This window comes from Nocardioides psychrotolerans (assembly GCF_900113685.1).
Taxonomy (GTDB): Bacteria; Actinomycetota; Actinomycetes; order Propionibacteriales; family Nocardioidaceae; genus Nocardioides; species Nocardioides psychrotolerans.
The window spans coordinates 1-22,302 of the sequence record NZ_FOQG01000033.1; the positions used below are offsets into that span (position 1 = coordinate 1).

Sequence of the window (22,302 nt, forward strand, 5' to 3'; positions counted from 1 at the left end):
GCCCAGGTCGAGCCCACGCCAGCGCCGCCGGTCCTCGCCCCGGTCGTACCAGCTCGCCCGGACCCCACAGACCCCGCAACGACCCTGCCGGGCCCGCCGCGGGCGGACATGAACGACGAGGACACCCGCTCCTTGATCGGCGTCCTGATCGAACTCGACACCCTCGATGACCACACTCGTATCGACGCCCACCAAAGCGCGCCATAGGCTGGCGTTCCGCACGCCGTTCTCCTGCTCTGCAGTTCCTGACTCTTGACAAGCCAGAAACCTAGACAGGGAACGGCGTTCGGCCTTTCAGCCGCGCTCACCGACCCACGGATAAGTCACAAGAGCCGCAATGTTGCAACGTGCGCAACATTGCGCCGACTCGGCCATCAGGACGGGCGCCGGCGGACCGCCCCGGCCAGCCCGCCGAGCACGGCGCCGCCGGGCACGCCGACCGCGGTCCAGAGCGCCAGGGCCGAGGAGTCGCCGGACAGGTCGAGCGGGAGCCCGGTGGCCAGCAGCGCGTCGCTGACGTAGTAGGCGAGGACGGCCGCGGCGACACCGAGCGCGCCACCGGCCGCGGCGGCGGGCACGGCGCCGCGCCGTGTCGCCGACGAGCCGGCCAGCAGCCAGCCGAGCGGGAGCGGCAGCAGGACCCAGGAGTAGACCGGGCCGAGGGCCAGCGAGACCACGCGGGCGGCATCGCGCACGCCGTCGGGCACGTCGGCGCCGAGACCGAAGGCCGAGGAGAGGTCGTTGGCGAGCGAGGTCGTGGCCCCGAACGCCGCGCCCAGGACGAGCGCCAGCAGCAGCCGCGCTGCGACATCGCGCCGACTCGGCCAGGCTGCCCGGTTCACGTCTCGAGCTCGTCGATCAGCAGCGCGAGGTGCAGCGAGAGTCGGGTCTCGGGGTCGTCGAGGCTGACGCCGAGCAACGACTCGGCCTGCGCGAGCCGCTTGTAGAACGCGGGCCGCGACAGGTGGATCGCGGCCGCCGCCCCTGACTTGCCGGCGGGGTGGAGCAGCAGCGAGCGCACGACCTCGAGCAGCGGTCGCGACGAGGCGGCGTCGTGCGACTTCAGCGGCGCGAGCTCGCGGCGCGCGAAGTCGGTGAGGCGGGCGTCGCGCTGCAGGAGCGCGACGAGGCCGCGCACGTGGGCGTCCTCGATCCGGTGCACCACGTCGGCGGAAGCCGAGGTGCCGGCCAGCGACTCCAGCACGTGCTGGGCCTCCTGGAGCGAGCGGTCGACGTGACCGAGGTCGTGGACGGCCCGGCCCGCGGTCATCCGCACCGGCGCGACGCTGCCTACCCTAGCCAGCAGTGCGGCGGTCACGACGGCCTGGTCGTCGCCCGTCCGCAGCGAGAGCAGCACCCGCACGTCGCGGTCGATCTCGGCGGCGACCAGCGGCAGCCGCAGCCGGTGCCCGGCCGCGATGACGGCCGCGATGACCTCGGCCGTGGGTGCGGAGACCGGTCGCATGCTGACCCCCACCAGCGTGCGTCGCGACACCGGCAGCCCGGCGAGCTCGCAACGCCGCGGCAGGTCCGGCGAGCTGGGGTCGGCGAGGAGGCCGAGCACCAGCGCCAGGTGCGTGCGACGCACGAGGGTGTCGCGGTCTCGCGCCTGCGTGCGTTGTACGGCGATCGTGGCGGCCGCCCGCTCGAGCAGCGAGACGAAGCGGGCCGGTGGCGCGGTGCTGGTGTGCAGCAGCAGCCGACCGGTAGCGCGTCCCGGACGGCCGACGCCGGTGACCAGCGCCTCCTGGGCGGCGTCCCAGCCGGTGCGCTCGGGCACGTCGACGCGCCGTGAGCGCCGGTCCCACGCCTCCAGCCACTCCCCGGTCGCGTCGGCGGCCAGCACGTAGTCGAGCACCCGGTGCTGCTCGTCCTCCAGCACGACCGTGCGACCGGACAGCCGGTGCACCGCCTCGAGCACCTCGGTCGGGCCGGCGTCGTCGAGGGTGAGCTCGGTGAACACCTCGTGCAGGTGCTCGACCGCCTGGAGCTCGCCCAGCCGGGCATCGACGATCCGCTCGCCCAGGACCTGCGCGATCCGGGCGAACGGCACCTCGTGCTGGAGCGTCACCAGCGGCAGCCCACTCGCGTGGCACGCATCGACGAGCGACGCGGGCAGCTCGGTGGCCCAGCGCCGGCCGAGCTCGACGAGCAGCCCCGCCGCGCCGGCCGCGGCCAGGCTGGTGGCGTAGGACGCGAGCCCCGCCGGGTCCTCGGGCAGCGCGATGCCGGTGGTCAGGACCAGCTCCCCGCCGCGCAGCAGCGGGGCGATGTCGGTGAGCTCGGCGGGGTGCACCCAGTGGACCGCCCGATCGAGCACGTCGTGCCCGGCCAGCACCCGCACCCGACCGGCGCGGACCAGCGGCATCTCGAGGACCTCGGACAGCGTGGGCAGGGCGACAGTCTGTAACGGCAGACGGTCGGGGAGCGACATAGTGACGATCCTAGGGGCAGGTGGACCCGCCAGACTGGAGGCTGCCGGACAGATCCGCCGACCCGAGGAGCACCCATGCCCACGACCATCACCCACTGGGTCGACGGAGCCCCCTTCGAGGGCACGTCCGGCCAGCTGGCCGACGTCACCAACCCTGCCACCGGCGTCGTCTCCGGCCGGGTGGTCCTGGCCAGCGAGCGCGACGCCCAGCACGTGATCTCGCGCGCGAGTGCTGCTGCGCCAGGTTGGGCGACGACCTCGATCGCCCGTCGTACGCAGGTGATGTTCGGGTTCCGCGAGCTCTTCAACGCGCGCAAGGACGAGCTCGCCGTGATCATCACCGCCGAGCACGGCAAGGTGCACTCCGACGCGGTCGGCGAGATCACCCGGGGCCTCGAGGTCGTGGAGTTCGCATGCGGGGTCGGCCACCTGCTCAAGGGCAGCTACTCCGACAACGCCTCCACCGGCGTCGACGTCCACTCGCGCCGCGAGGCGCTCGGGGTCGTGGGCATCATCAGTCCCTTCAACTTTCCGGCGATGGTCCCGATGTGGTTCTTCCCCGTCGCGATCGCGGCCGGCAACGCGGTGGTCCTCAAGCCCAGCGAGAAGGATCCGTCGGCCGCCCTGTGGCTGGCTGCGCTGTGGACCGAGGCCGGCCTGCCCGACGGCGTCTTCAACGTCCTCCAGGGCGACAAGGTCGCCGTCGACGCGCTGCTCGACAGCCCCGAGGTCTCCTCGATCAGCTTCGTCGGGTCGACCCCGATCGCGCAGTACGTCTACGAGCGCGCCAGCCGCGCCGGCAAGCGGGTCCAGGCCCTCGGCGGCGCCAAGAACCACATGGTCGTCCTCGGCGACGCCGACCTCGACCTCGCCGCTGACGCTGCGGTCAACGCCGGCTTCGGCAGCGCCGGCGAGCGGTGCATGGCGATCAGCGTGCTGGTCGCGATTGACCACGTCGCCGACGACCTGGTCGACAAGATCGCCCAGCGGGCCCGCACGTTGGTGATCGGCGACGGCGGCACCGCGCGCACCGACAGCGACGCAGGCGAGAAGGAGGTCGACATGGGCCCGCTCGTCACCCGCGCCCATCGCGACCGCGTCGCCGGGCTCATCGCGAGCGGAGAGGAGGCCGGCGCCAAGGTCGTGCTCGACGGCCGCGAGGTCCGGGCCCGCGGCGAGGCGGACGGTTTCTGGCTCGGCCCCACGATCTTCGACCACGTCAGCACCGCGATGGAGATCTACACCGAGGAGATCTTCGGGCCAGTGCTGTGCGTCATCCGCGTGGCGTCGTACGCCGAAGCGGTCGCGCTGGTCAACGCCAACCCCTACGGCAACGGCACCGCGGTCTTCACCAACGACGGGGGAGCCGCCAAACGCTTCGAGACCGACGTGCAGGTCGGGATGATCGGGGTCAACGTGCCGGTGCCCGTGCCGGTCGCCTACTACTCCTTCGGCGGCTGGAAGCGCTCACTCTTCGGCGACACCCACGCCCACGGGGTCGAGGGCGTCCACTTCTTCACGCGTGGCAAGGTGGTCACGTCCCGTTGGATCGACCCGTCCGACCGTCCACAGGGCGGTCTCGAGCTGGGATTCCCCCGCAATGACTGACCTCCAGAGCCGTCCACTGATCGACCTCGACGCCGCGCGCACGCACGAGCTCGACCGTGCGCACGTCTTCCACTCCTGGTCGGCCCAGGACCTGATCGACCCGATGGTCGTGACCCGCGCCGAGGGCTCGTGGCTGTGGGACGGCGAGGGCACCAAGCTCCTCGACTTCACCTCGCAGCTGGTCTTCACCAACCTCGGCCACCAGCACCCGCGGGTCGTCGCCGCGATCCAGGAGCAGGCGGCGACGCTGTGCACCGTGGCGCCGTCCTACGCGAACGCGGCGCGCTCCGAGGCTGCCCGGCTGATCGCCTCGCACACCCCGGAGGGCCTTGACCGGATCTTCTTCACCAACGGTGGCGCCGACGCCAACGAGCACGCCATCCGGATGGCGCGGCTGCACACCGGTCGTCAGAAGGTCCTCTCGACCTACCGCAGCTATCACGGCGGCACCCAGCTCGCCGTCAACGTCACCGGCGACCCGCGCCGCTGGTCCAACGACGCCGCGTCGACCGGGACGGTCCACTTCTTCGGGCCCTTCCTCTACCGCAGCGAGTTCCACGCGACCACCGAGGCCGAGGAGGGCGCCCGCGCGCTCGAGCACCTCGAGCACCTGGTGGCCATGGAGGGCCCGCAGACGATCGCGGCGATCATGCTCGAGACGATCCCCGGCACCGCCGGGATCATGCTGCCCCCGGCCGGCTACCTCCAGGGCGTGCGCGACCTGTGCGACCGCCACGGCATCGTCTACATCGCCGACGAGGTCATGTGCGGCTTCGGCCGCACGGGTCGCTGGTTCGCGGTCGAGGACCACGGCGTCGTGCCCGACCTGCTGACCTTCGCCAAGGGCGTCAACTCCGGCTACGTCCCGCTCGGCGGCGTCGCGATCTCGGCTGAGATCGCCGCGACCTTCGGCCAGCGGCCCTACCCCGGCGGCCTCACCTACTCCGGCCACCCGCTCGCCTGCGCCGCCGCTGTCGCCACGATCCGGGCCATGGAGGACGAGCAGGTCGTCGAGCACGCCGCCCACCTCGGCCGCGACGTCATCGGTCCCGCCCTGCGCGAGCTCGCCGCCCGTCACCCCTGGGTCGGCGAGGTCCGCGGCACCGGTGTCTTCTGGGCGATCGAGCTCGTCGCCGACGCCGCGACGCGCGAGCCGCTGGCGCCCTACGGCGGGAGCAGCCCGGCCATGGGCGCGATCCTCGCCGCGTGCCGGGAGGAGGGGCTCCTGCCCTTCGCCAACTACCACCGCATCCACGTCGTCCCGCCGCTCACGATCAGCGACGAGGACGTGCTCGCCGGGATCGCCATGATCGACCGCGCGCTCACCCGGGCGCATGCGGCCCACTGACGCCGGCGCGGCGCTCGCCGGGTCGGTCCTGCGACCGCTCTGGCTCGACACCCCCGACCGGCCCGAGCCGCGTCCGCCGTGGTCGGCGGCCGACGCGGACCGCGTGCGTGGGCTGGTGATCGTCGGCGGCGGCTTCACCGGGCTGTGGGCCGCCGTACGAGCCAAGGAGCGCGACCCGTCCCGCGACGTGGTCCTGCTCGAGGGTGAGCGGATCGCGGAGCACGCGACCGGCCGCAACGGTGGCTTCTGCGAGGCCAGCCTCACGCACGGGGAGGCCAACGGTCGCGAGCGCTGGCCCGAGGAGCACGACGCCATCCAAGCCATCGGCGTGCGCAACCTCGACGAGATCGCGGCCACCATCGAGCGGCACGGCATCGACTGCGGCTTCGACCGCAGCGGTGTCCTGTCCGTCGCCACCCGGCCCCACGAGGTCGCCGGTCTCGAGCCCGACGTGGAGGGCTTCCTCGACGCTGACGCCGTACGACGTGTGGTCGCGTCCCCGACCTACCTCGCCGGCCGCGTCTCCCGCGACGACTGCGCGACCCTGGACCCCGCCCGACTGGCCTGGGGGCTGGCCCGCGTCGCCGAGTCGCTCGGCGTCCGCATCGCTGAGCACACGCTCGTCGGCGACCTCGTTCAGCACCGCGACCACGTCTCGCTGGCGACCGTGCACGGCGAGGTGCGCGCCGAGCAGGTGGTGCTGGCCACCAACGTCTTCCGTCCGTTGCTGAAGCGGCTGCGGCTCTCGATCGTGCCGGTCTACGACTACGTGCTCGCGACCGAGCCGCTCACGCCTGATCAGGTCGCGGCGATCGGGTGGACCGACCGGGTCGGGATCTCCGACTCGGGCAACCAGTTCCACTACTACCGGCTGACGTCTGATGACCGGGTGCTGTTCGGCGGCTACGACGCGATCTACCACTACGGCCGCTCGCTCGACGTCGCCCACGAGGACCGCACCGAGAGCTTCGAGACGCTGGCGCGCCACTTCGTCGAGACCTTTCCGCAGCTCGAGGGCGTGCGCTTCACCCACCGGTGGGCCGGCGCGATCGACACCTGCACCCGCTTCTGCGCGTTCTTCGGTGTGACCCGGGGGCGCCGGATCGCCTACGCCACGGGCTTCACCGGTCTCGGCGTAGGTGCCTCGAGGTTCGGCGCGGACGTGATGCTCGACCTGCTGGCGGGGGAGTCGACCGAGCGCACCCGGCTGCGGATGGTGCGCGAGAAGCCACTGCCGTTCCCGCCCGAACCCATCGCGTGGATCGGGATCCAGCTCACCCGGTGGTCGCTGGGCCGCGAGGACGCCACCGGGCGCCGCAACCTGTGGCTGCGACTCCTCGACCGGCTGGGGCTCGGCTTCGACTCCTAGGGCCAGGGAGTTCCACGCCGAGCCCCGGCGCCGTGCATCCGCCGTGCACCCGGCGTGGGGGTGCTCCCGAGGTGGTCAAACGTTTGGCCACCCCGGGCGGGTCCTCCGGGGCCCGGGGCGTGTCGGAACCCGGTGCGCCGAGCAGCGACCTCGAGCGGGACCGTCCGCCGCTATCTCGAGGACGGCGAGGGTCAGGTGAGCCAGGCGACGAGGATGGCCAGCCCGATGCCGCCGGCGATGCCGAGGAGGAAGCCGTCGCTGCCGCGCAACCTGCGCTCCGGGCGTCGCGGCGCCGGCAACGGCGGGGTCGGGCCGGCGAGAAGCAGGTAGGCCGGCACGCCGACCGGCGGGACCAGGACGAGCAGCCAGAACCACGCCCACCGCGTCCCGCGCCAGGGCTGCGGGGAGCCGGTCAGGGAGAAGAGCGTCCCGAGCAGGACCCCCGGGTAGAGCAGGCCCGCCCAGCCCGGCAGCCCCCACCCGAGCACGGAGGCCCCAGGTCCGCTCCACGTGGTCCGGGTGACCCGGAGCTCCGGCTGGAGGGCGCGCAACCTGGCCTCGACGTCGGTGACGACGGGCTCGCCGCCATCACGCTGCACCCCGGACCGCGCGGACCGCAGGGGTCGTTCCTCGACGAGCGCGGTCATGTAGGTCATCAGTCCCCGGTCCCACCGCACCTGCACCGAGGCGGAGCCGCGCTCCCCGTCTGCCAGACCACCGGCCAGCTGGACCTCCTGGATGTCGCCGGAGGCGACCGCGTCCTCGAGGTCCGACAGGCTCGACCCGCGCTCGCCTGCGAGGAGGGCGATGAACGTGAGGGCCACCCAGCAGGCGATGAGCGCCCACCGGCAGGCCCGCGAGAACCGGCCCCAGGGCTCGACCTGCCAGGGAGCGGTCGTCGCGACGGCGGTCGTGGGCGGCACGTGAGGAACTGTAGGTGACTCAGCCGCCTCAGTCCTCCAGCAGCTCCTCGAAGCCCAGCTGACGCACGAACGCGTGCTCCTCGCCCTGGTCTGCTGCCTGCGCGCGGAGAAGGTCGTCGCGGATCCGCGCGTCGCGACGGTGCTGGGCCTCGGCCTCGAGCCGGGTCACCAGGGCGCCGCCGAGGGCAGTGCCGGAGAGGAACGCGCCCTCGACCTTGGAGACCGGACCCCACCCGTCACCACACACGCCCAGTCCGGCCGGCGTCAGCAGGAACGGCTCGTCACGCGACCCGGTCGGGCGCGCCATGGACCAGCGCTGCAGATGGGTCCCGCTCGGCGGCGAGGAGATCCCGAGCATCCGCTGGAGAGCGGCGAGCATCGCGGGGAGCGCGGCTTGGGGCTCAGGCACGTGCGGAGCTGCGAACGCGGGCGTCGAGTGGGCGACCAGGACAGGGGCGCCGTCGCCGCGGCGGCTGCCGTCGTCGGCGATCCAGGCCAGGGTGGCGTCGCCGTTGACGAAAGCGCCGTCGAGGTCCCAGACCCGGGTGGGCCACCAGGCGGTCAGGGCCAGCACCGGCTCCCACTCGCGGGTCAGGTCCGCAGCCAGCGACGACAGTCCCTCGCCAAGCAGGCGTGCGGCCTGTCCGTCGGGCATGGCCAGGACCACCGCGCTGGCCGGGGTGCCGTCGACGCGCAGGCCCTCCGCGTCCGCGGTGACCGCCTCGACCGCGCCTTCGCGCACCTCCAGCCCGGACGCCAGTGCCTCGACGACGGAGCGCATGCCGGCAGGAGCGCCCCACCGCACCGGACCCTGCTTGGGCGTGGGCGCAGCGCCGGAGGAGAGGACGGTGAACGTGTCGGTCCACGGCCGGGTGATGCCCGCCGCCTCCAGGTCCGCCACGACCCGGGCGAAGCGGTCGTCGGTGACCGTGAAGTACTGAGCGCCGGTGTCGACCGGACGCTCCATCAGCTGGCGGCTGGCCATCCGGCCACCGATCCGGCGCCCCCGGTCGACGACCGTCACCGGCAGCCCCGCCTCGGCCAGGACACGGGCACATGCGACACCGGAGATGCCGGCCCCCACCACGATGATCGGATCCACCCACCCAGCGTGACAGGCCGGGCAATCGGGCACGAAACAACACTGAAGATCCCCTCGAATGCATCCGATCCATGCCGATGTTCTTGGCATGACGGTTGAGGTACGTCCACGCCCGGGGCGTGGTCGCTGGTCGGCCGTGCTGCTCGCACTCGTGGTCCTCGTGCTGCTCGCGGGTTCCGGGCTCGCCGTCAGCCGGGTGGTGGAGCGTCAGGTCGACGAGGCCGCCGAGCAGGAGCTGCGGCAGCGCTCCGACGCCCTGCGCGAGGCGACCAATGCCGAGGTGCAGCGCTACGCCACCGCCCTGACGCTCTCGGCGGCCGGGCTGGGGGCCGCTGGGCGACCGACGTACGACGCCTTCGCGACGGCCACCGCCCCCCTGCACGACATGGACCTCGCCGGTGCGACCGCCATCGTGTTCATCGCCCCGCCGGTCACCGACCATGACATCGTGGCCCAGCAGCGGCACTGGCGCGGTCTCGGCTCCACCGGCCTGGTCCTCGAGCCGAGTCCGGACCAGGGCGTGCACGTCTTCTCCGTCTTCAGCGACGCGCTCGACGGCGCGGTCGCCCGCCGGACCGGGATCGACGTCGCCAGCGCGCCGGCGCCGTACGCCGCGCTGACGGAGTCCGCTCGCGCGGGCGAGGTCGCGCTGAGCGAGCCCTACGAGCTGATCATCGACCAGTCGCTGCCGCCGGAGCAGCGCCAGACCTCCTTCTCGATGACGGCCCCGGTCCTGCGCCCGAGCGCCGAGGGGGACGAGCTGATCGGCTGGGTCCTGCTCGGGATCCGCGGCCAGGACTTCATGGGCGGTGTGCTGCAGCAGACCGCCCAGGACCTGGTCGACGTCGAGCTGCTGGCCGCGAGTGACACCTCCGCGGACCTGGTCGACGTCGCCGGGGTGTGGTCATCGGAGCCGGGGGACCGGGACCTGCGTCGTACGACGACGCTGCCGGTCGCGCAGCGCACCTGGACCCTCGAGGTGACCGCTGACGCGGACGCCCTCGTGGGGACCGGGAGCTACCTCCCGCGGATCGTGCTCGGCGGAGCGCTGATGGTGGCCCTGCTGCTCGCCGGGCTGACCTGGGTGCTCGCCTCCGGGAGGGACCGCGCCCGGGCCCAGGTGCGGTGGGCGACCCAGCACCTCGTCGAGGCCGAGGCGGAGGCAAGTCGCCAGGCCGCGCTGCTGGGAGCCGTGCTGGACTCCATCGGGGACGGTGTCGGCGTAGTGGACGAGAGCGGGAGGTTCATCATCCGCAACCCGGCGGCCAGGGCGCTCCTCGGGATCGGCGACAGCCACAACGACAGCGACAGCGACGAGCCCGACACGTGGCCGGAGCACGACGGGCTGCTCACCGTCAGCGGTGAGCCGTTCCCGCAGGCCGGGCTCCCCCTCGTGCGCGCCCTCGCGGGCGAGCCGAGCGACGAGGTCGAGATGCTGGTCCGCAATGCTGCCCATCCCGAGGGGGTGCGGCTCTCGGTGAGCAGCCGGCCCCTGGACGCCGTGGGGCAGCGAGGGGCGGTCGCGGTGTACCGCGACGTCACCGTCGACCGTGAGCAGCGCGCCGAGCTCGCTGCCTTCGCCGGGGTCGTCGCCCACGACCTCAAGCACCCGCTGACCGTGATCATCGGCTTCCTCGAGCTGATCGCCATGGAGGCCGGCGCACCCACCCCCGGGTCGCCCCGCAACGACCGGGCTGACCAGTACACCGCCCGCGCCCTCAGCAGCGCCCGCCGCATGGACGAGCTGATCAACGACCTTCTCGACTACACCGCCGCGCGCGATGCAGGCCTCGCCCTCACCGAGGTGGACCTCGGGTCGCTCGCGCACGAGGTGCTCGAGGACCAGCTCGCGCGAGCCTGGGACGGCGAGCCGCCCGTGGTCCACGTCGGCGCGCTTCCCACCGTGCTGGGTGACCCCGTGCGGCTGCGGCAGGTGTTCGCCAACATCGTGGGCAACGCGATCAAGTACACCGCGCCCGGCCAGACACCTCGTGTCGAGATCACCGCGGTCACCTCGGACGACGAGGTCAGGGTGCTCTTCAGCGACCGGGGCATCGAGATCCCCCGGGACCAGCGGGCCGCGATCTTCACGCCGTTCCATCGCGCCCACACGCAGGGCTACGCCGGCAGCGGCCTCGGCCTGGCCATCTGCCACCGCGTCGTCACCCGGCACGGCGGCAGCCTCACGGTCCGCGACAACCCGGGCGGGGGCTCGGTGTTCGAGATGACGCTGCCGCTGGGCCGCACCTCCGCGCCGCGGACCCTGCGGGATCAGCCGGCCGCGATCGCCTCGCGCATGCCCGTGACACCGAGCTCGGCACCGTAGGCGGGCTCGTCGCGGTTGCCTTGGCATCAGCGTCGTCGCCGGCGATGGCCAAGGCGCGTCGGGCCGGGTGCGGGCCAGGAGTTGGTCCCGGATGTGGTGCAGGAGACTCGTCCCATGACACCCGACCCGTCAGGCCGCTCAGGCTGCTCAGACCTGCTGGCCGAGGGACTGCTCGTGCTCGACGGCGGGATGTCCAACGCGCTCGAGGACCGCGGCGCCGACCTGACCGACGACCTGTGGACCGCACGGCTGCTGCGGGACGCGCCCGACGAGGTCGTCGCGGTGCACCGCACCTACTTCGAGGCCGGCGCCGACGTGGCGACCACCGCGAGCTACCAGGCCAGCGTGCCGAGCCTCGTGGCCGCGGGCCTGGGCGCGGCCGAGGCCGAGTCACTGATCGGTACCAGCGTCACGCTGGCCCGGATCGCCCGCGACCAGGTGCAGCGTGCCTCCGGCCGGCGGCTGTTCGTCGCCGCCTCCGTCGGCCCGTACGGCGCCGTCCTGGCCGACGGCTCGGAGTACCGCGGCGACTATGGCCTCGACCCCGCGCAGCTGCGCGACTTCCACGGACCCCGGCTGGAGGTGCTGGCCGCCGCAGGACCCGACCTGTTCGCGGTCGAGACCGTGCCGGACGTGCGTGAGGCCGAGGTGCTGGTGCCGCTCCTCGACGAGATCGGTCTCCCAGCCTGGTTCTCCTACTCGGTCGCTGACGGTCGGACCCGCGCCGGCCAGTCGCTCGAGGAGGCCTACGCCGTGCTGGCGGGGTCGTCCGCGGTCATCGCCGCGGGGGTCAACTGCTCCGCCCCGCCGGAGGTCAGCGGCGCCGTGCGCGCCGCGGTCGCTGCCACCGGCCGCCCGGCCGTCGCCTACCCCAACCGCGGCGAGTCCTGGGACTCCACGACCCACACCTGGCAGGGCGCCGACCTCTTCGACACCGCCCTCGCGCTCACCTGGTACGACGAGGGGGCGCGGCTGCTGGGCGGCTGCTGCCGGGTGGGTCCCCGGGACATCGCTGGCCTCGCCGAGGTGCTGGCGCCGCGGCGCACCTGACCGGCCCGACCCGACCCGACCCGACCCGGCCCGACCCGACCCGACGGCACTCCGGGCGATCGGCAACGTGGGCCAGGTCTCGTGACAGCGGCGCGTGGCGCGGCGAGCTCGGGGGTACCTGTGGAACGCCATGGACACCCGCCCGCCCGCCCGACGCCTTCGTTGGGCCGACATCGCCAAGGGCGGCTGCATCCTGCTGGTCGTGCTCCACCACGTGGTGGGCAAGCACCTGGTTGCGGTCGTCCCGGACGACCTCGCGGTGGTGGCGGTGGCCTGGTCGGGGGTGAGCGGTGCGCTGCGGCCGGTGCGGATGCCGCTCTTCTTCGTGCTGAGCGGCTTCTTCGCCTCGGGCGCCGTGCACCGTCCGTGGCCCACGGTGCGTCGTCGGGTCACCAGTCCCGCCTATGTCTACGTCGTGTGGCTGGTCATCCTGGGGCTGTTCTTCACCTGGGAGCAGGACCTCGTCACCAACCGCACCCAGGACCTCGGCGAGCTGGCGCTCGACCTGCTCCTCGCCTCGACCGCCCTGTGGTTCCTCTACGCCCTCGCTGTCTACTTCCTCGTGGTGAGGCTGACGCGACGAGTGCCGGCGTACGCCCTGGTGATGGTCGGCGGCCTCGTGGCACTGGGGGCGGCGGCGCTGCCGATCGAGGAGGCCAACCGGGTCTCGTTGCTGGTGCACCTCGTCTACTTCGTGGTCGGCTCCCGGTGCCCTGGGCTCGTCACGTGGCTCGCCGGGCTCGGCGTACGCCGGCTGCTCCCGGTGGGCGTGCTCGTGCTGCTCGCCGGGTCCGGTGTCATGGCGCTCCTCGGCCTCCCCTCACCGGTGCGCGTGGTTCTCCTCAGCGTCGTCGGGGTCCCGGTCGGGCTCTGGCTCGCCGCGGGCCTCGCGCGCGCCGCACCAGGCGCCCGGGTGACGGGCGCGCTCGCGTGGACCGGACGACGCACCCTCCCGGTCTACGTCCTGCACCTCCCGGTGCTGGGAGCGCTGCACCACGTCCTGGACGTGCCGGCTGCCGACGGCGCCTCGACGCTGTCCCGGGCGGCGGCAGTGCTGCTGGCCGCGGCCTACCCGTTCGCCGTCACCGCCCTGGTCATCGCGGTGTCGCTGGTGGCCCACCGCGTGCTCGTGGGTCTCGGGCTGGGGCTGCTCTTCGAGCTGCCGCGCCTGCCGCGCCTGGCCGCTCAGCGCCAGGCGGCGACGCGGCGTCAGATCGGGGAGGCGTCGCGCACGGGGCGGGCGACGACGACGATGTTGGACAGGTATTCACCGTCGGTGAAGTCGGTGCAGGTGACCAGCACCAGCCGGCCCCGGCCGCGGTCCTGGCCGAAGAGCTCGTCGGCGGCCGCGACCAGCTCGGCCTTGGAGTAGACCTGCACCCGGGTGGCCGGGTGGCCGGGTGGTCCATGGCGGTCGCTTGCCGCGCCGGCCTCGCTGGCGCAGGGTGATGCCGTGGTCACTCCCGCAAGCCCCGCCCGTGCCGCCGCCTACCTGATCGCCCAGCGCGCCGACCTCCTGCGGTTCGCCGCCGGCTCGCGCCACGAGCTCGGCTTCGGCTACCTCGACGCCGACGGGGTGGTCGACCCCGCCCGGCCGGTCGAGCTCTGGATCACCTGCCGGATGACCCACGTCGCCTGCCTGGGTCTCCTCGCGGACGAGCCGCCCGCGCCCGGGGGGCCCGACCGCGCCGAGCTGGCGAGCCTCGCCGCTCACGGGGTGGCGGCACTGACCACGAGCCTGGCCGACGTCGAGCACGGCGGCTGGTTCGCGGCGGTCGGCCCCGGGAGAGTCGTCGCCGACGCCAAGCAGGCCTACGGCCACGCGTTCGTGGTGCTCGCAGCCAGCTCTGCCACCGCGGCCGGCGTCGACGGCGCACCCGCCCTCCTCGAGCGCGCACTCGTCGTACTGGACGAGCGGTTCTGGGACGACCACGAGGGCCTGGTCGTGGATGCGTGGGACCGGGCCTGGACCCGGCTCGAGGACTACCGCGGCGTCAACGCCAACATGCACACCGTCGAGGCCCTGCTGGCCGCGGGCGACGTGACCGGCGACGCGACGCTGCACCACCGGGCGGCCCGGATCGCCGCGCGGCTGGTGGCCTGGGCCGAGGGCAACGCGTGGCGCATCCCCGAGCACTTCACGCCGTCCTGGGAGCCCCTGCTCGAGCACCACCGTGAGGTGCCCGCCCACCCCTTCCAGCCGTACGGCGCCACCGTCGGTCACGGTCTCGAGTGGGCCCGGCTGCTCGTCGCGGTGGACCGGACCCTCGGCGCCGACGCCCCGGCCGGGCTCGTCGCGGCGGCGGTGTCCCTCGCCGACCGTGCCGTCGCCGACGGGTGGGCCCGCGACGGTGAGGACGGCTTCGTCTACACCACCGACTGGAGCGGGGTCCCCGTCGTGAGGGCCCGCATGCACTGGGTCGCTGCCGAGGCGGTCAGCACCGCTTGTGTGCTGCTCCGCGTCACGGGAGAGGCGCGGTGGCGCGAGGCCGGCGACCAGTGGTGGGCCTACATCGACCGGCACCTCGTCGACCACGAGCGCGGGTCCTGGACCCACGAGCTCGACCAGCACAACCGCCCGAGCGGGGAGACCTGGCCGGGCAAGCCGGACGTCTACCACGCCTACCAGGCCGCGCTCCTGCCGTGCCTCCCGACGGTGCCGTCGTTCGCGAGCGCGCTCAGGGCGCTCAACCCGTGAGGTGGTCGGTGCCGTCGCGCAGGATCCGAAGGTGCAGCTCCTGGGTCTGGGTCGACGGGTCCGCACCGAGCGCGGCCCCGCAGCCGGCCAGGAGCCGGTGCCGCTCGCCGCGCACCTGCTCGAGGGAGTCGACGACGTCCACCCGGGCGTCGACCAGGATCAGCCCCTCGCGGTGGCGGACCAGGCACTCGGCGCCGAAGGCGCGACGGATCTGGCCGGCCCGGGGACACGACCGATGACGAGCTGAGGAGCCGACTGATGCGCCACCACGAGACCCACGACGCGGAGCTGGCCCAGCTCCTGGGCCACGAGCCCTCCTGGCGCACGGGGCACGGCGCACGGGGCACGGGGCACGGCGCACGGCGCACGGCGCACGGCGCACGGGGCACGGTGCAGGTGGCGTCAAGATCGCGCTCGTCTCCGCCTGGTCCTGCTCGCTCGGGCAGCGGTGCTCAACGTGAGCCGCCTCGCCGAGCGCACCAAGCGCACCAAGCGCCTGGTCGTGTGCCGCGCGCAGCGGCCGGGAGCGTGCTGGGGCACGCGAGCCGCGGCCGACCTCACGCGGTGCTGAGCTCGTCTCCGACCAGGCCGCGCACGCGGTCCACGAGGTCCACGAGGCCGAAGGGCTTGGTCATGTAGTCGTTCGCGCCGACGTCGTAGCCGCGCTGCCGGTCCTCGGAGGTCCCGAGCGCGGAGAGCAGCAGGATCCGCATGGAGACAGCAGGGTCGGCGCGGACGCGCTCGGTCACCTCGAGCCCGCTCATCAGCGGCATCATGATGTCGAGGACCGCGAGGTCGTGGTCGTTGGTCGAGCAGGCCGACAGCGCCGCCGCCCCGTCGGCGACCGTCTCCACGACGTGACCGTCGCGGGTCAGGGCGATCTCGAGGAGTACGCGGAGATCGTCGTTGTCGTCGGCTACCAGGATCCGGGCCATGACCCGACCGTGGCACATGCCATGTGTGTAAATGATACTGGGCGGCTTGGGCGATATGAACAACCCGTAAAGCCCCGAGCCACTAACCTCGGGGAGTGACCCGCGTCCTCGTCGTCGACGACGAGCCCCAAGTGACCCATGCGTTGAGCAGGGCACTCTCACGTGAGGGCTACGACGTGCTGGTGGCGGCCGACGGGGAGCGTGCGGTCGACCTCGCCGCGACGTCGGAGCCACACATGATGATCGTGGACCTGAGCCTGCCGGGCCTCAACGGCCTCGAGGTCATCAAGCGGGTGCGTTCCTGGAGCCAGTGCCCGATCCTCGTCCTCTCGGGGGTGACCCAGGAGCTCGCGAAGGTTCAGGCCCTCGATGCCGGAGCCGACGACTACCTGCAGAAGCCCTTCGGCCTCGACGAGCTGCAAGCCCGGCTCCGGGCCCTGGAGCGGCGTGCCGCACCGGCGGAGGAGACGTCCGGCCGCCACGACTTCGAGGGGCTCCAGGTCAACCTGGTCGCGCGCACGCTCGAGGTCGGCGGTGCCGAGGCCCGCCTGACTCCGACCGAGTGGCGACTGCTGGAGGAGCTCGTCACCCATCCCGAGCAGCTCCTGACGCACCGGTGGTTGCTCCAGCGGGTGTGGGACTCCAGCCACGGCAACGAGACCCGGGACGCCCTGCGCGCCCACGTGCGCTCGCTGCGCGCCAAGATCGGGGACGACGCCCACGCGCCCCGCTTCATCCGCACCGAGAGCGGCGCGGGCTACCGCTGGGTCGGGGTGGCCCGGACCGCCGAGACCGTCCTGCCCGATTGGAGCGAAGCGGTCACCGGTGAGCAGGACGTCGCCGATCTCGCCGGCGTGGAGACCCGCGAGCTGGTGCACGAGCTCAACAACGCGCTGACGGCGATGCGGATGGCCGTGCAGCTCATGCGCATGTCGGACGGTGAGGTGAGCGAGGACTCCGCCGCGATGCGGGCCTCCGTCCTGGAGCGGCTCGACGGACTGGCACGGCGCATCAGCGTCGTGGCCGTGGCGCTCGAGTCTCGGGTGGGGGACCAGAAGGGGGCGGACGGTGGCACTGATCCTGGTCGGTGAGGACGATATCGACGTGACCGAGCTGTTGCTGATCCTCCTGGAGGACGCCGGGCACGAGACGGTGCACGTGGACAACGGGGAGGCGGCGATCGCGTCGTTCGCGACCTCCCGTCCCGACCTGGTGCTGCTCGACGTGGCGATGCCCGGCTCGCTCGACGGCCTCGAGGTCACCCGGCAGATACGCGGCCTCGAAGCCGGCGGTGACCGCCGGGTCCCGGTCATGCTGCTCACCGCCCGGGCCCTCGAGGAGGACCGACGCTCCGGGCTCGAGGCCGGCGCCGACGTCTACCTGGTCAAGCCGTTCGAGATCGACGAGATGCTGCGGACGATCGAGTCGTTGCTGGCCGAGGGCACCTCTTCCTAGCTCTCCGTCGGCAGGTGCACGACGAATGTGGTGCCCTCGTCGGGGGCCGAGGTCACCTCGATGCTGCCTCCGTGGGCCTCGACGATGGCGTGCACGATCGAGAGGCCCAGCCCGGTGCCCGGGACGGCCGCTACCGTCGCCGAGGACGCACGGAAGAAGCGGCTGAACAGGCGGTCCTGCTCGTCGAGCGGGATCCCCATCCCGGTGTCGCTGACCCGCAGTCGCGCCTGGTCCCCGTCGTGGGTCAGCGCGACCTCGATCCGTCCGCCGTCGGTGGTGAACTTGATGGCGTTGGACAACAGGTTGCTGACCGTACGCTCGAGCTGCTCCTGGTCGCCCCACACACCGACGGGGGCGGCGCCCAGGTCGAGGTCCAGGGTGAGGTCGCGACCCCGCAGGCTCTCCTCCAGGGTCTCGAGCGCGATGACCACGACCTCGCGCAGGTCGAGGGCTGCCTTGCGGAGGTCGAGCTCACCGGACTCCAGGCTGGCCAGCGTCAGCAGGTTCTCCACCAGGTCGAGCAGTCGACGCCCGCTCTTCTCGATCCGGCCCAGGAGGGCGAGCTGGCGCGGGTTGACCGGGCCCACCGCCTCGGTCGCCAACAGCTGGGAGAAGCCCAGCACGCTGGTCAGCGGCGTGCGCAGCTCGTGACTGGTGCTCGAGACGAAGTCGGTCTTGATGCGGTCGAGCTCGTGCAGCCGGGCGACGGCGAGCCGCTCGTGCTCGAGCGCCGTGCGCAGCGACTCCTCGGCGCGTCGGCGCTCCGTCACGTCGGCGGCGATGCCCAGGAAGCCGTGGATCGTCCCGTCGACATCGGTGCGGGCGCTGACGGTGAGGCTGACGACGAGCGTCGTCCCGTCGCTGCGGCAGTAGGTCCAGTCGCGGCGCTCGGGCACCCCGGTGCGGCGTACCTCGTGGACGAACACCTCGAAGCCGGGCGCGACGCCCAGCTCCAGGGCGCGCTCCACGATCTCGCTCTCGAGGTGGAAGACCGCGGGCGACGCCCGGCCGACCATCTCGAGCGAGGTGAAGCCCACCATCGCCTCGGCGCCTGCGTTGAAGAACGTGATCAGGCCTTCGGTGTCGGTGCCGATGACGGCGGTTGCCGTCGTGGCGTCGAGGATCGAGCGCAGCAGGCCTTGGGTCTCGACCTGCTCGGTGACGTCATGCCCGGTGATCACCATCGGGCCCGTCGGGTCGTCGCGGTGCAGGGGCCGGTGGGTGGCCGTGACCGCGCGCGCGTGGCCCGACGGTGAGCGCCAGACCTGGTGCTGGACGCCGTCCGGCCCGTCGCCGGACACGAGCGTACGGCGGTAGTGGGCGGCCGCTCCCGGCATCAGCAGGGCCTCGTCGTAGGCCGATCCCACCAGTCGCGCCAGGGTCAGTCCCCTGACTCGCTCGACGGCGGCGTTGGCCCGCACGATCCGCCCCGCCTGGTCCACGACCACGATCAGCGAGTCGGTGGAGTCGAGCACCGCGGCGGTGAAGTCGCGCTCGACCTGGAGGTCGCCGCCGCTGCGCCTCAGATCGGTCAGGGTCTCGCGGCGCTGCTCGAGCGCGAGCACGAGCGGCATGGCCACCATCACGCACACCACCAGGAACGACTGGACCAGGGCCGCCGAGGTCTCGGGCGCCAGGGTGCCCGCCTCGACGAACGGTCCGCCGCCCTCGTGGGTGAGGACGTTGACCAGGACCGCGATCGCCAGGATCTCCAGCGACACGGCCCAGGGGGGCAGGCGCATTGCCACGAGGACCAGGAAGGGCAGGCACAGGTAGACGAGGGGACGCTCCTGACCGGGGCTGAAGACCACCGCGACGACCCCCAGGGCCACGCCGACCAGGGCAGCGGCCTCGAGGGTGGTCGCCGACGACCCTCGCCACTCCCGCCACCGGATGCCGACGGATGCTCCGGGGAGGAGCAGCAGGGCCACGGGCAGCACGACGAGGACGCCCGCGACGTGCGAGGCGAGGACCCGCCCCCAGGTCACGAGGAGCTCGCCGTCCTCCAGGAGGGTCACCGTGAGGGAGGCCAGCAGGCCGATGGCGAGCCCGCCCAGCACGCTGGCGACCACGAGCCGACGCATGTCGGCGGCGGTCCTCAAGGCCGGCCTCGCGCGCGCCGCCCCCAGGGCCCAGGCGACGACCACGGCCTCGGTGGCGTTGGCCACCCCGAAGCAGACTGCGACCAGGACGGGCCGTCCCGCGGCGATGTTGGCCGCGCTGGTCACCACCACCAGGGACAGGGCCAGGGCCGCCCACGAGCGCGGTGGCGAGAGTGCGAGGAGTGCTGCGGAGACTCCGGCGGCGGGCCACCAGGCGGCGACCTGTGACCCGGACGGGGCGAACGCCACCGACCAGAAGCCCAGCGCGAGCACCAGGGTGAGCGCCAGGGCGGGTGCCAGGGCGAGGCCCAGCGCCGGGAGGACCGCGCGGCGAGGGCCCTCCGCCGCAGGGTCGGGGGAGACCGGGCGCTCGGAGGCACGCTCGGTGGAGGTGGACATGCTGCTCATCGTCCCGGCTGTGGCGGACCGGGCACCCCGCTCCGTCGATTTTTTACTTTTGACGTCGTGGGTCTCTGGTCTTTGTGCCGGACTGGCACGCTGGTAGGCATGGACGCCGACACCACCTTCGCGTCCCGGTCCGTGCGGGAGCACCTGCTGCGAGGGGCTCTCGGCCTGCCGCTCCTGGTGGCGGCCTTCGCGCTGATCCCCCTGACCGGGCCCCTTGCGCTGCTCCTGGCCGGGCCCGCCGTGGTCCTGCTACGGGGCTGCCCCACCTGCTGGGCCCTCGGCCTCGTCCAGACCAGGGCGGTCTGTGCCCTGCCGTCGTCGTCGCGAACTTCTCGGGAGCCGGTGGCGTCACAGCGAGGGTGACGCCTTCCACGCCGCCCCGTCTGCTCTGGCCCGACGTCGCCAAGGGCGTCTGCATCCTCCTGGTGGTGCTGCACCACGTCAGCACGAAGCACTATGCGCCTCTGGTGGCCGATGGCCTGGGTCCCTTCGAGGACCTCTGGGTGGGCCTGAGCAGTGCCCTGAAGCCGGTCCGGATGCCGCTGTTCTTCCTCGTGAGCGGCTTCTTCGCCGCCGCAGTGGTCCGCCGGGGCTGGACCGACGTCCGCGCCCGGGTCCTGCGGCTGTCCTACGTCTACGTCGTCTGGCTGATCGTGCTCTGGGGCGTGTTCACCCTCGAGGTCACGCTGCCGACGAACCGCACCCAGGGCTGGCGGGAGCTCCTCCTGGACGTCGTCTACGCCTCCACAGGGTTGTGGTTCCTCTACGCCCTCGCGCTCTACACCGTGCTCGCCACCGCGCTGCGCCACCGGCCGGGCGTGGTCGTCGCGGTCGCGACCGCGGTGTCCCTGCTGTCCTCGTTCCTGCCCCTGGAAGAGACCAACCGGGTCTCGGTGCTCTTCCACTTCACCTTCTTCGCCCTGGGCGCCTACGCCCCCGACCTCGTACGACGAGTGGCTGCGGCCGGTCTGTCGCTGCCGGGGCTCGTGGCGGCGTACGCCTGTCTCTCCCTGCTCCTGGCGCCGCTCGACCCGCCGCGCAGCGTCGAGCTGGTGCTGCTGAGCGTCGTGGGGCTTCCCGCCGGCATCACAGCGGCCGTCGAGCTCTCGCGGGTGGCGCGGGTGGCCGAGCCACTGGCCTGGCTGGGGCGTCGCACGCTGCCGGTCTACGTGCTCCACATGGCGGTGATCGCGGTGGTCCAGCACTCGGGGGTCGTGCTCGGCGAGGGGCGGACCGCCGCGTCGTTCGCGCTGACGGCGGCCTACCCGCTGCTGGTGACCGCGCTGGTCGTCACGGTCTGCCTGGCCGCCCACATGCTCGCCGTGCGCCACGGGCTCGGGTTCCTCTTCGCGCTGCCCAGGGTCACCCTGGCGGTGCCCGAGGGTGGTTCGGAGCGTCCCAGTCGGTCGCTGGTCCTCGCCCCGGGGCGGGGGCCCTTGACCGGGCTGTGACCCGCCCCGGTCTCCGCCCGCGCGCGGCGCTGTCTCCCAGGGTCTCCCCGGCAGGGACCGGCCCGACGCTCTGGTGGAGCGGCGCGCTCTCGACAGGGACGAGCGTACCGCGCGGTGGCGGTCTGGCCTTCTGCGCGACCGTGTGACGGCACCACGCTGCTCGCCGCCGGAGGGTGGTGAGGTGCTACGTCTGCGACGTCCTGGTCACCGGTGGGGTCGCCGGTGGGTCGCCGGTGGGTCACGGGTGGGGTCACCGGTGGGGGACCGGGCAGCCCGGGGTGAAGGTGCCCATCGCGGCGAGGTCGAAGCCGTCGGGATAGCTCGTGACCTTCGCCAGGTCGTGGACGTAGACGGGCTTGCGGCGCGACGGTGCTCGGGCCAGGACCCGGGCGCGGGCCCGGAGCGCGGCACTCGAGGCGCGACGGGCGGCCGGCCCGGGGTCGTCGTAGCGAAAGGCCGCCAGCAACGGCGGATCCATCAGCGCGCGGCTGAAGACGTCGACACCTTTCGCGGCGGGACGCGGGTAGAACGACACCATCAGCGCCAGCGTCGCGTCGGCGACGCGACGGGCGCCCGCGTCGTAGGCGAAGTGCTCGGCCTCGTAGGCGTCCATCAGCGTCGCGAACCCGTCGTAGGTCTCCGGCACGTCCTTGATCGCCATGTGCCGGCCGAGCTCGCGGTAGTAGTTGACCGAGGCGCGCAGCTCTCCCTCGGAGAGACGGCGCCAGCCGTAGTCGTCGAGCCAGCGCTTCGGCACCACCACGAAGGTCGACAAGACGTAGCGCAGGTCATCGTTGCTGATGTCGTACATCCGGTGCATCTGGTTGATGCGCTTGATCGCGACCTTGCCGTCGTGGCTCGCGAAGCCCGACACGAGCGGCGCCTCGAGCAGGATGCCGGTGTCGTCGTAGCGCTTCTGGCAGGCGCCGGTGAACTGTCCGGTCGCGTCGAGGAGGCTGCCGATGCTGGGCACGGCGTAGGTGCGGAAGAGGGCGAAGCCCAGCGACTGGTTGAAGTCCCAGGGGAACTCGTAGAGCGTCAGGTTGCGGTAGATCTCCGCATGGTCCGTCTCGGGGTCGAGCTGGGCGTTGCG

Annotated in this window: 19 protein-coding genes and 1 pseudogene; 12 read left to right on the top strand and 8 right to left on the bottom strand. The window is 72.9% G+C overall.

The window, feature by feature from the left end:
- The 3 genes and pseudogenes from BM204_RS23075 to BM204_RS21680 form a co-directional block, all read right to left on the bottom strand.
- Positions 1-222 (bottom strand): annotated as a pseudogene (locus tag BM204_RS23075) (ISL3 family transposase); the annotation flags it as partial.
- A gap of 152 nt (positions 223-374) precedes the next feature.
- Entirely contained in the window at positions 375-842 is a 468-nt protein-coding gene (locus BM204_RS21675) for a hypothetical protein (RefSeq protein WP_091117635.1), read from the bottom strand.
- Positions 839-2,434, bottom strand: coding sequence for a PucR family transcriptional regulator (locus tag BM204_RS21680; RefSeq protein WP_091117637.1), 1,596 nt, complete (start codon positions 2,432-2,434; stop codon positions 839-841). Before BM204_RS21680 ends, BM204_RS21675 begins: the two co-directional genes overlap by 4 nt.
- 75 nt (positions 2,435-2,509) lie before the next feature.
- Between BM204_RS21680 and BM204_RS21685 the strand changes: the two genes are divergently transcribed.
- From BM204_RS21685 to BM204_RS21695, 3 genes are read left to right on the top strand one after another with little or no spacing between them, the layout of a single operon-like run.
- A complete protein-coding gene (locus BM204_RS21685; protein WP_091117639.1) occupies positions 2,510-4,042 on the top strand; it encodes a CoA-acylating methylmalonate-semialdehyde dehydrogenase in 1,533 nt (510 codons plus the stop codon).
- Positions 4,035-5,390 carry an aspartate aminotransferase family protein gene (locus BM204_RS21690; protein ID WP_091117640.1) on the top strand — a complete coding sequence of 452 codons (1,356 nt, stop codon included), beginning with the start codon at positions 4,035-4,037 and terminating at the stop codon, positions 5,388-5,390. The genes BM204_RS21685 and BM204_RS21690 overlap by 8 nt, the downstream gene beginning before the upstream one ends.
- Positions 5,377-6,759 carry an NAD(P)/FAD-dependent oxidoreductase gene (locus BM204_RS21695; protein ID WP_091117642.1) on the top strand — a complete coding sequence of 461 codons (1,383 nt, stop codon included), beginning with the start codon at positions 5,377-5,379 and terminating at the stop codon, positions 6,757-6,759. Before BM204_RS21690 ends, BM204_RS21695 begins: the two co-directional genes overlap by 14 nt.
- Positions 6,760-6,950: 191 nt before the next feature.
- Here BM204_RS21695 and BM204_RS21700 read toward each other — a convergent pair whose 3' ends face one another.
- Complete coding sequence (locus tag BM204_RS21700; RefSeq protein ID WP_091117643.1) at positions 6,951-7,682, bottom strand: hypothetical protein; 732 nt, start codon at positions 7,680-7,682, stop codon at positions 6,951-6,953.
- Between the two features lie 28 nt (positions 7,683-7,710).
- Entirely contained in the window at positions 7,711-8,784 is a 1,074-nt protein-coding gene (locus BM204_RS21705) for an NAD(P)/FAD-dependent oxidoreductase (RefSeq protein ID WP_218031268.1), read from the bottom strand.
- Between the two features lie 88 nt (positions 8,785-8,872).
- Here BM204_RS21705 and BM204_RS21710 point away from each other — a divergent pair, with 88 nt between their 5' ends.
- The 5 genes from BM204_RS21710 to BM204_RS22420 all read left to right on the top strand — a co-directional run bounded on the left by BM204_RS21710 (position 8,873) and on the right by BM204_RS22420 (position 15,105).
- A complete protein-coding gene (locus BM204_RS21710; protein WP_170259209.1) occupies positions 8,873-11,110 on the top strand; it encodes an ATP-binding protein in 2,238 nt (745 codons plus the stop codon).
- 114 nt (positions 11,111-11,224) lie between these two features.
- The gene (mmuM, locus tag BM204_RS21715; RefSeq protein ID WP_091117648.1) at positions 11,225-12,160 is read left to right on the top strand and encodes a homocysteine S-methyltransferase; all 936 of its coding nucleotides are present in this window, start codon (positions 11,225-11,227) and stop codon (positions 12,158-12,160) included.
- A 130-nt stretch (positions 12,161-12,290) separates the two neighbouring features.
- Positions 12,291-13,532: an acyltransferase family protein gene (locus BM204_RS21720; protein ID WP_091117650.1), complete on the top strand. Its 1,242-nt coding sequence runs from the start codon at positions 12,291-12,293 to the stop codon at positions 13,530-13,532.
- A gap of 81 nt (positions 13,533-13,613) precedes the next feature.
- Positions 13,614-14,858 (top strand): AGE family epimerase/isomerase, encoded by a 1,245-nt coding sequence (locus BM204_RS21725; protein ID WP_091117651.1) that lies wholly within the window; start codon positions 13,614-13,616, stop codon positions 14,856-14,858.
- A 31-nt stretch (positions 14,859-14,889) separates the two neighbouring features.
- Entirely contained in the window at positions 14,890-15,105 is a 216-nt protein-coding gene (locus BM204_RS22420; protein ID WP_143099880.1) for a hypothetical protein, read from the top strand.
- A 310-nt stretch (positions 15,106-15,415) separates the two neighbouring features.
- On the opposite strand, the gene BM204_RS21730 is transcribed toward BM204_RS22420, so the two are convergent.
- A complete protein-coding gene (locus BM204_RS21730) occupies positions 15,416-15,793 on the bottom strand; it encodes a response regulator transcription factor (protein ID WP_170259208.1) in 378 nt (125 codons plus the stop codon).
- Between the two features lie 95 nt (positions 15,794-15,888).
- Between BM204_RS21730 and BM204_RS21735 the strand changes: the two genes are divergently transcribed.
- Positions 15,889-16,884, top strand: a complete 996-nt coding sequence (locus BM204_RS21735; protein ID WP_091117655.1) for a response regulator transcription factor — start codon at positions 15,889-15,891, stop codon at positions 16,882-16,884.
- On the top strand, positions 16,862-17,248 hold the full coding sequence (locus tag BM204_RS21740; protein WP_091117656.1) for a response regulator transcription factor: 387 nt from the start codon (positions 16,862-16,864) through the stop codon (positions 17,246-17,248). Before BM204_RS21735 ends, BM204_RS21740 begins: the two co-directional genes overlap by 23 nt.
- On the opposite strand, the gene BM204_RS21745 is transcribed toward BM204_RS21740, so the two are convergent.
- Positions 17,245-19,749 (bottom strand): ATP-binding protein, encoded by a 2,505-nt coding sequence (locus BM204_RS21745; protein WP_170259207.1) that lies wholly within the window; start codon positions 19,747-19,749, stop codon positions 17,245-17,247. The two genes, BM204_RS21740 and BM204_RS21745, sit on opposite strands and share 4 nt — an antisense overlap.
- A gap of 108 nt (positions 19,750-19,857) precedes the next feature.
- Here BM204_RS21745 and BM204_RS22895 point away from each other — a divergent pair, with 108 nt between their 5' ends.
- On the top strand, positions 19,858-20,121 hold the full coding sequence (locus tag BM204_RS22895; RefSeq protein ID WP_170259206.1) for a hypothetical protein: 264 nt from the start codon (positions 19,858-19,860) through the stop codon (positions 20,119-20,121).
- On the top strand, positions 20,118-21,209 hold the full coding sequence (locus BM204_RS21750; protein ID WP_170259205.1) for an acyltransferase family protein: 1,092 nt from the start codon (positions 20,118-20,120) through the stop codon (positions 21,207-21,209). The genes BM204_RS22895 and BM204_RS21750 overlap by 4 nt, the downstream gene beginning before the upstream one ends.
- 250 nt (positions 21,210-21,459) lie before the next feature.
- Here the strand turns inward: BM204_RS21750 and BM204_RS21755 are convergent.
- On the bottom strand, positions 21,460-22,302 hold an 843-nt coding region (locus BM204_RS21755; RefSeq protein WP_091117661.1), incomplete at its 5' end, for an oxygenase MpaB family protein.

What these genes read in the sequence shown, in the direction of transcription:
- BM204_RS21680 (WP_091117637.1), bottom strand. Translation starts at nt 2,434, where the DNA reads ATGTCGCTCCCCGACCGTCTGCCGTTACAGACTGTCGCCCTGCCCACG.
- BM204_RS21685 (WP_091117639.1), top strand. Translation starts at nt 2,510, where the DNA reads ATGCCCACGACCATCACCCACTGGGTCGACGGAGCCCCCTTCGAGGGC.
- BM204_RS21690 (WP_091117640.1), top strand. Translation starts at nt 4,035, where the DNA reads ATGACTGACCTCCAGAGCCGTCCACTGATCGACCTCGACGCCGCGCGC.
- BM204_RS21695 (WP_091117642.1), top strand. Translation starts at nt 5,377, where the DNA reads ATGCGGCCCACTGACGCCGGCGCGGCGCTCGCCGGGTCGGTCCTGCGA.
- BM204_RS21710 (WP_170259209.1), top strand. Translation starts at nt 8,873, where the DNA reads ATGACGGTTGAGGTACGTCCACGCCCGGGGCGTGGTCGCTGGTCGGCC.
- mmuM (WP_091117648.1), top strand. Translation starts at nt 11,225, where the DNA reads ATGACACCCGACCCGTCAGGCCGCTCAGGCTGCTCAGACCTGCTGGCC.
- BM204_RS21720 (WP_091117650.1), top strand. Translation starts at nt 12,291, where the DNA reads ATGGACACCCGCCCGCCCGCCCGACGCCTTCGTTGGGCCGACATCGCC.
- BM204_RS21730 (WP_170259208.1), bottom strand. Translation starts at nt 15,793, where the DNA reads ATGGCCCGGATCCTGGTAGCCGACGACAACGACGATCTCCGCGTACTC.
- BM204_RS21745 (WP_170259207.1), bottom strand. Translation starts at nt 19,749, where the DNA reads ATGTCCACCTCCACCGAGCGTGCCTCCGAGCGCCCGGTCTCCCCCGAC.
- BM204_RS22895 (WP_170259206.1), top strand. Translation starts at nt 19,858, where the DNA reads ATGGACGCCGACACCACCTTCGCGTCCCGGTCCGTGCGGGAGCACCTG.